The organism is Chryseobacterium sp. FP211-J200 (assembly GCF_001643375.1).
Classification (GTDB): Bacteria; Bacteroidota; Bacteroidia; order Flavobacteriales; family Weeksellaceae; genus Epilithonimonas; species Epilithonimonas ginsengisoli.
The window spans coordinates 1-7569 of record NZ_LSHB01000066.1 but is presented as its reverse complement, the minus strand read 5'-3'; the positions used below and the strand labels follow the sequence as shown (position 1 = coordinate 7569).

The window sequence follows — 7569 nt, the reverse complement described above, 5'->3', positions numbered from 1 at the left end:
AACGTATTAGATTGATAGTCAATACAATATACGAAATTTTCGTATTATGAGTAACCTATTTTATAATGCACTACGGGTTGTTTATATCTAAAAATATTGTAAATGTCGATAAATTCTCTAACAATATTTCCAAAAGAAAAAAAGGAGAAAAAAAGAAAGCAGATATATGGGAAGGGCAATGATGAGACAAAAGGAAACGGAATAAGTCCCGAAGGGTGAAAAAGAAAAAATTTTTCGGAGCTTTTTCTTTTTCATTATGCCGTAAGCTTTTGACCGGCTTTTGCGTGGGATGCCCTTCCCAACTTAGCTGTCTTTTTATCTGTTTTATTCTGGAAACCATATTTTCCCAATGTTCCGCTTCTAAAAAGCGGATGAGATTCCATTAATATTTTATGTGGCTTTGAAAGCCACTGAAAGGATAACGAAAAATACTCTCTGGTGTTCAGATCGGATATTTTTGTTATTCTTTCTATAATATCCGTTCAAAACTTTTTAATTTACCTAAGGAAAAGCACAGGCAAATTAAATTGTTTTAGGATCAAGTTTGTTTGTTTGTTTGTTTGTTTGTTTGTTTGTTTGTTTGTAACGTCATTGCGAGCCAAATAATTCTATTTATTGTCAAGGTGGATAATACAAAACGTTCCAAATCATATGAAGCCAATCCAAAGAAATAGAAAATTTATAGGAGAAGGATGTTCAGTAGAATATTCCTCGAAAACCAGAAGCAATCCGTCCAAACTAAAAGCACCATTGGTACACAATAATGGCTATATTCTATGACTTGAAAAACATTGAAAACATTCAGCTATTATAGATTATTAAAAAGCCTGCAATTAAAGCCCAAAGCACAATCTAATTGCAACAAAATACTCTTAAAAAAATAAACTCTAGATTGATACTACAGCCTACTATTTTTGCAGGAGTCTGACAAATAATGCCAGCGAATACAATATTGGAAATTACTTAAAATTAGATTTTATTTTCGGGTTTTAAATAGTTAAGACATGGAAATAACGGTTCTAGATATTCAGATTTTAGAAGCACTGAATAAAGAAGTAAAGGAAGTTACGAATTTGATTGCAGAAATTACTGCTCCCTACAAATCAATACAACAGGCAACTAAATGGTTAGATGGGCAGGAAGTTTGCCAATTGCTAAACATTAGTAAAAGAACTTTGCAGACTTATAGAGTGAAAGGAATTCTCGGAGCTACGCAGGTCAATCGCAAAAATTACTTCAAGATGACAGATGTTGAATTTCTGATGCAGTCAGGTCAAATATTAAAAAGCAGAAAAAATGGAACAGATTGAAAATTCGAATGAAGATATGCTTGCCCTGCTTGAAGCTGTGGTTGGCATCAAAAAAGAACTACTTTATATCAGGGAATATTTTCACCCACTTCTAAAGGGGGAAATCTACCTGTCAGGCGAACAGGTCTGCAAGATGCTTCACATCAGCAAACGGACTTTACAACAATACAGAGATGACGGACTGATTCCTTTTATCAAGCTCGAACGGAAAATACTTTTTAGAGAATCGGACATTATCAGATTATTGGAAAATAATTATCGACGTTCGCTGAATAATGAGAAAAATATTTAAAAATTGTAGCTGTTTAAGACAACTAAAAGCCCATTTTTCAAACAATGGGCTATCTTGCAAAAGCATTTTTCTAATCTACGTTTCTGATTATTACAATACGTATTTCAAGTTGTCCCTTCGTTTCCTAATTGATACCGACCTCCTCTTACTATTTTAAAAAATGTATCCACTATTATTAAATAAGCTGACTTGATGCAATGTACTTGAGTAGTAATTTTCCACTAAAAGAATATTATTCCTCATCATTATCGAAATACTTTTTGATAACTATAAGTGTCAGGCTATACAGAAATTCCATAATCTTTTCTGCTTCCTCCTGCGTTACTTCCATACCTTCGCTATTAAAGAATTCCATTACCTCTTCTATTGGGATCTTCTTGATTTCTTTTTTTTGAGTCATAGATTTGTATTTATAATTGAACCATCAGTTTCCTCAAATCTAAATCCCATCTCTGCATCGTCCAATAATTGACCTCCAATTAGGGCATCTTTAAGTTCCTGCATCAGTTTGTCTACAATCATTTTCATCTGATCTGCTTTCTCAGTGTTAACTTTTGCTATACTGTGATGTACGCTCATATTATAATCAGTAAAAGAAAAAATGTTAGTAGAGAATTGATCAAAGAAATAGTGGTATTTATGTATGTCCATATCTGCGTAGATACATAGTTGCCAAAGGGCTTCGGTGGTCATATAATTTGGTAGATAGTAGGTTTTTGCATAGATGTATGTTCTACAAAAGGACAAGAGAAATAAAGCAAAGATATTATCTACCCCTTGATAATTTCCTTCCTCTCCATCGATCAATTTATAAAACTGCAATGAACTTCTCAATGTGCTTTTGTAATAAAAATACAGGTCATTGTGCTGTGGATGATGGGGCGTTTCCCAATGTGGTTCCGGATGATATTGATCTGAGACATAGACCAGATTTTTACCTTGCATAATGAAAACAAAGAAGCTTTGGTATTGATAAAGATTCTTTTGAATCCAGTAACGATCGTGGCCGACCAATAAAAACCTGTATTGAGTTCCAAAAAGGCTCATCAAAGAATGCGTGATGGCTTTGATTTTTTCATTGTTCACATTCAGACCAATTAGCAGTAAATAGTAAGTTTTTACTTCTCCATAGGTTGTTTGATGAAAAAAATAGATCTGTTCCAATTCTGCGAAGGTCAATATTCTGTTAATTGCCTTATTGAGAATCATATCTTTTGAGGATTCCTCGATTGGATATAGATCTTCATCAACATTACATATCTTCTCATATTGCTTTTTTATAAGATACTTCAAATTGTAGAATCGAACTGAGATGAATGTATATAATGAATCCGAAATAATGCGCAATGAATCAAACATTTCTGAATTGTAGATTATATCATCCTCTTCAATTGACTTCTTTGTTTCGTCAAAAATTTCAGTGATAAAATATTGGTGATTATTCTTTTTGACAAAATATTGTTTGAGTTCCGGAATGTAGATCAGCAGTTTATTTATCCTTTTGTTCAGATCAATGTCGAATGTCCTGTTTCCGGTAAATAATTCTTCCAAATATTCAAGATCATATTCGATCAGTTTTTCATAAGAAATAAAGACACTATTGTAGGAATTCTCAGCAATTAGCCTTCCGACTTGCAACTGATGGATCTTGTGGTCGTGGTGAAAAGTATCTTCGTACCGATTGAACTTTTTGTGATATTTTTTCCAGTTTCTATTGATTAAAAGTGAAGAACGTGAATCTTCTTTCTGATAGATCATTGATGACTGCTGACAATGGTATTCTATGAATGGGTGACCTTTAGAAAATTGGTATTCCAGTCTTGAATAATCAATGAAGTAAATATAGACCTGATATTGTTCTCTGACTTCGGCAACCCATTTTTTTGACTGTAATTTTATAGCATCTGCATTTTTAGAAACAGAGATCAGTAGGTGTGATTTCGTTGAGTTCTTTTCCTGCTTGTAGAATATCTGAACAATTGAATGGTCGTGTACAAGCTGATTCAATGTACTTTCCAAGAACTCGTTGGCGAGAACTGAAAACGGAGATTTATTTGGCGTTTTCATAGCTGATCGTTTTTAGTTTCATAATCACTATCGTAGTATATAAAGATAGCCTCAATAAATAAGCGAACCAAGGCAAACCACACCATCATATCGATATGTACACCCATTTCGGGATCGCTGTCAAATCCCAAAGTCTGTTTCAAAACAAAATCAGGGTCTTTCATATTTTCTTGATATTTCTTAAAGTAATCAATTCCTACTATTGATAATATTAGTAGGAATAGCTCATTAATACATTCCTCGGAAGTGATTGCATTCATTATGTAATTTATGCTATCAAATTGGTTCACATCATCGACCTTGGATTTACTCAAATTACCCTTATCCTTGTCAAAGTAAAAGTGAATGAGTAATAACAGGCAGGACAGCAGTCCTGCTGTCTTGACATCCCGCCTGCTAGCATCTTTGATCTCAATCTTTCCTGATAACAATTTCTCCAATTCGTATTCTTGAATCAAATCAGGATAGCTATCGAGCAGTTCTGTAAGTCTGGGATTATTCAGTTGGTCACGCAAGCAGAATATACCTAATTCAATATCTTCTCCTTGAGAATTCTGAACCAGAATATTTAATGCGATCTCAACTTGCTCTCTTGTTTGTACAAGCTGTCTCTCTTTACTAAAGGGTGTGTTCTTTTTCATTTCTATAATTTTGCTTTAGTAAAGTTGAAAAAGGACTGAAGGATATTCTATTCCGGAAAGGGATATCTTATTCGGGATCGTCTATCGTTTTATTTTTGATCTTTTCTATTCCACGCTCGCGCATCAACTGTGCTGCATCAAGCATTTTGACCATATGGATATACGGTGTTATTAAATCAATGTCAACAAACTCTTCTACGAAAGGAGATGCTGACAGATGTAAGATCTCACAAAGAAAAAAATCAAATTCGGCAATGGTTTTTTCGGTAAATGCTCTTTGGAAAACAAGGAATGGATTAAGATATTCGTCTTTTAATAAAGAAGCTTGATGCAGATAAGACCAGCTTTCGGGTGCTTTTTTGATCTTCCATTTTTTGTCTTTGCGCTGTATCCTTACACAGGCTTTCAGGAAAGAGCGGAAAGCAGTGTAAAAAACAAATAGCTGTCCCGGATAATCACTATTGTAAACTTCTTTCTTTTGGACAAACAACATTGCGCCTGCCAAGATTTGCTTGTGTGAATCCAGATCTGCATAATCAAAAAAGGAGTCGATCAGTGCAAAAGGATCCTCAATCTCTTCTGCTGACCAGAAAAAAGATTCCAAGGATATTTTAGACTTTTTCATAGGAAAAGGATTAATATGATGGAACTAAATTCTGTTGTTGTCATTGACTAATCTATTCTTTTAGTGAATAAAATATCCGTTGGAAGGGATATTTTACAGGATAATTTTTTAACTTTACAATTCAGACGAATTAACAGAAATGGCTTTATCTTTAGGCCTTTAAAATTTTGATAACCGCTATGGAACAGAAAATACATCAAGGGAGAAATGTGAAACGCTTTAGAGAAATGCTTGGTATCAAGCAGGAGGCTTTGGCTTTTGACTTGGGCGAGGAATGGAATCAAAAGAAAATTTCTATGTTGGAGCAGAAAGATGTGATCGAAGATGATCTATTGAAAGCAATTTCTACTGCTCTTAAAATTCCTGTAGAGGCTTTTCAGAATTTTGATGAAGAGCAGGCAGTTAATATTATTGCTAGTACATTTAATGATAACGCAACTGGAGTTATAGTTAACAATTATAATCCTATTGAAAAAATCATCCAGCTTCACGAAGAAAAAATTGCGCTGTATGAAAGAATGCTAAAAGAGAAGGATGAGATGATGGCGAGGCTTGAGAAGCTTATTAAAAAATAAAATATGAGTAATACGGGATAATTACTTTTTCATTTTCATATGAAAGGCTCAACTTGTAGTTGGGCCATTTTAATTTAATTTGATTAATTATATCATAGCAGTCAAAATAAACTCGTCCTGGAATTGCCAATTTGTGTCCTTCAAGTATAACTTCCTGTTATGCTTGTGGATGTATGTCAAAGTTTTTGTCAACTAAAAAGTTCGCAACAACTTCAACATCCTGTTATAAGTCTGTAGGAAATGCGTTCAGAAGTTTTTGTCGGTTAGTCTGCAACATGTCAGTCGATAATTTCATTTGGTTTACGGTTGGTCATAAAGTGACGCACAACTTACTTATCTGTTATACAATAGCGCATATCCACCCAAATTAGTGGTATGAGCTAAACGTTTTTAAAGACTAATTGATAGTCGTTACAATGTTTATCGGCTTACAATGGACAACGATCGAATCACAAATATATGATTTGAAAGATTTTGTCAAACATGAATTTATATTTTCACGATATGTTATTTTGAAAACTGTTTTTCGGATTCGCTTCTGCTTAACTCTTTTAAATCAAAGTTGAATACATCTATTATTTTACTACTCCAAATTTTTTAAAAAATATTTCTCTGCCTTTTTTGTCGTAAACATAAGGGTTAGAGAATGTTTTATCCCAATTGCCAGTAATTGACTTAAAATCTATTCCAATGAATTTCTCAAGTTCTGATTTATTTACTGAAATTTTATACATCTTTTCCTCAAAAGGTAAAATTATATTTACTTCGTCTATAAAGTCGAGTTTTCGCATTATTCTGACAGAGCCATCTATAAGTGCTTTTTCAATAGCATCTCCAGATTGCCAATATGCTTTCAATTCTGATTCAGTCAAAGATGATTGCGGATTGATTTCTTTATAATCGGTAAAATTTGACACATAATCTATTATCGCTTTTCTGTCGATTAATTTTACACTTTTTATTGAACCTCCAGCCCTTAAACGTGATGCTTCAGTTTTAAGTTCCTCAAGGTTACGTTCGTTGGTTAATACTTTTGTATTAGAAACGTTTTCCCTTATATCTTTCTTTTGCTCCACCTTTCCACAGCTAAACAAAATGCATAATATTGCTATTGATAATAGTTTAATTTTCATGGATTTTTTTTTTGAGATTTAATAAATATTTTCAATCTGCGATTTGTCAATGAATTTATTTACTTAATTTTTCCACTTTTACTTTTATTTGTTCTATTTCCTTTTTGTTTTTTCGGGTGTCCAGAAAATTTATTATAAAACTAATAATAGCGATCACCAACAAAATAATTGCTGAAATATTTTTGAGAATATCATATGCGTCATTTAAAAACTCTTTTTTTCCAAGGTTCAAATATTTCTTATCATAATAAGCAATAGTTCTATTTCTTGAGATAAAATAAAAGGTAGAAAAATGTTCAGTGTGTTCAATATTAATTTCGCCCTCTTTTTCTAAATAATCAATTTGTCCATAAATCTCTTTCTCAGTCAAATTTGACAATTCAACCAATTTTGGAAATGATAGTGAGACTTCTTCAAAAGTGTACAGATCAGGTCGATTATTTTCCTCAAAATATATTTGAAGCGTTTTTAAAAATAGATGCCTATTTCTATATTTTCTATTAATGAACATTTTCCGAATCTTTTTTTTAGATTTTAATAGGAATTATTAACATTCCGGGGATTGGCGATGGCGGGGCAGAAGAAGCACAAAACCTGAATTTTGTACAAATGTTGAACCGAAATACAACTGTTGAACTTTGCAGTTTCGCCCCACTATAGCAAAACCTTTGTTGAACTAAACCTTCGGTAGCTTTCCCAATCGCATAAATCAGTTACTTTGTAAAGTTAATTAAAAAATCAATAGAATGGCTACAAAAAAAAGAGTTTAGACGAGCTCAGAGAAAACAAAATCATCAATCAGGCAAAGCGCGAAGTGCCTGGTTTTACAGAACTTTTAAGCCGTTTTGAACGTACGGTTTCGGTGTTGGGACGCATTCAGAGCACGATCAATAATTACTCCAGACACGTCGCGGCGGTGTCGCTGC

At 33.2% G+C, this 7569-nt stretch carries 10 protein-coding genes; 3 read left to right on the top strand and 7 right to left on the bottom strand.

Annotation, left to right across the window (positions count from 1 at the left end; genetic code table 11):
- Positions 1-254: 254 nt before the first annotated feature.
- Positions 255-383, bottom strand: a complete 129-nt coding sequence (locus AXA65_RS20425) for a hypothetical protein (protein ID WP_256333851.1) — start codon at positions 381-383, stop codon at positions 255-257.
- A 621-nt stretch (positions 384-1004) separates the two neighbouring features.
- On the opposite strand from AXA65_RS20425, the gene AXA65_RS17425 reads away from it, so the two are divergent.
- Together AXA65_RS17425 and AXA65_RS17420 are read left to right on the top strand one after the other, a co-directional pair.
- Positions 1005-1310 carry a helix-turn-helix domain-containing protein gene (locus AXA65_RS17425; protein WP_034980060.1) on the top strand — a complete coding sequence of 102 codons (306 nt, stop codon included), beginning with the start codon at positions 1005-1007 and terminating at the stop codon, positions 1308-1310.
- Positions 1297-1602: a helix-turn-helix domain-containing protein gene (locus AXA65_RS17420; RefSeq protein WP_063971334.1), complete on the top strand. Its 306-nt coding sequence runs from the start codon at positions 1297-1299 to the stop codon at positions 1600-1602. The genes AXA65_RS17425 and AXA65_RS17420 overlap by 14 nt, the downstream gene beginning before the upstream one ends.
- A 232-nt stretch (positions 1603-1834) precedes the next feature.
- Here AXA65_RS17420 and AXA65_RS19980 read toward each other — a convergent pair whose 3' ends face one another.
- The 4 genes from AXA65_RS19980 to AXA65_RS17405 all read right to left on the bottom strand — a co-directional run bounded on the left by AXA65_RS19980 (position 1835) and on the right by AXA65_RS17405 (position 4935).
- Entirely contained in the window at positions 1835-2002 is a 168-nt protein-coding gene (locus AXA65_RS19980; protein WP_165596622.1) for a hypothetical protein, read from the bottom strand.
- Positions 1999-3669 carry a hypothetical protein gene (locus AXA65_RS17415; protein WP_063971333.1) on the bottom strand — a complete coding sequence of 557 codons (1671 nt, stop codon included), beginning with the start codon at positions 3667-3669 and terminating at the stop codon, positions 1999-2001. Before AXA65_RS17415 ends, AXA65_RS19980 begins: the two co-directional genes overlap by 4 nt.
- Positions 3666-4310, bottom strand: a complete 645-nt coding sequence (locus AXA65_RS17410; protein ID WP_063971332.1) for a hypothetical protein — start codon at positions 4308-4310, stop codon at positions 3666-3668. Before AXA65_RS17410 ends, AXA65_RS17415 begins: the two co-directional genes overlap by 4 nt.
- 67 nt (positions 4311-4377) lie before the next feature.
- Positions 4378-4935 carry a hypothetical protein gene (locus tag AXA65_RS17405; RefSeq protein WP_063971331.1) on the bottom strand — a complete coding sequence of 186 codons (558 nt, stop codon included), beginning with the start codon at positions 4933-4935 and terminating at the stop codon, positions 4378-4380.
- Positions 4936-5114: 179 nt separating this feature from the next.
- On the opposite strand from AXA65_RS17405, the gene AXA65_RS17400 reads away from it, so the two are divergent.
- The gene (locus tag AXA65_RS17400; protein WP_063971330.1) at positions 5115-5510 is read left to right on the top strand and encodes a helix-turn-helix domain-containing protein; all 396 of its coding nucleotides are present in this window, start codon (positions 5115-5117) and stop codon (positions 5508-5510) included.
- Between the two features lie 575 nt (positions 5511-6085).
- Here the strand turns inward: AXA65_RS17400 and AXA65_RS17395 are convergent.
- Entirely contained in the window at positions 6086-6643 is a 558-nt protein-coding gene (locus tag AXA65_RS17395) for a hypothetical protein (RefSeq protein WP_063971329.1), read from the bottom strand.
- Between the two features lie 55 nt (positions 6644-6698).
- On the bottom strand, positions 6699-7154 hold the full coding sequence (locus AXA65_RS17390) for a hypothetical protein (RefSeq protein WP_131797847.1): 456 nt from the start codon (positions 7152-7154) through the stop codon (positions 6699-6701).
- Positions 7155-7569 lie beyond the last annotated feature (415 nt).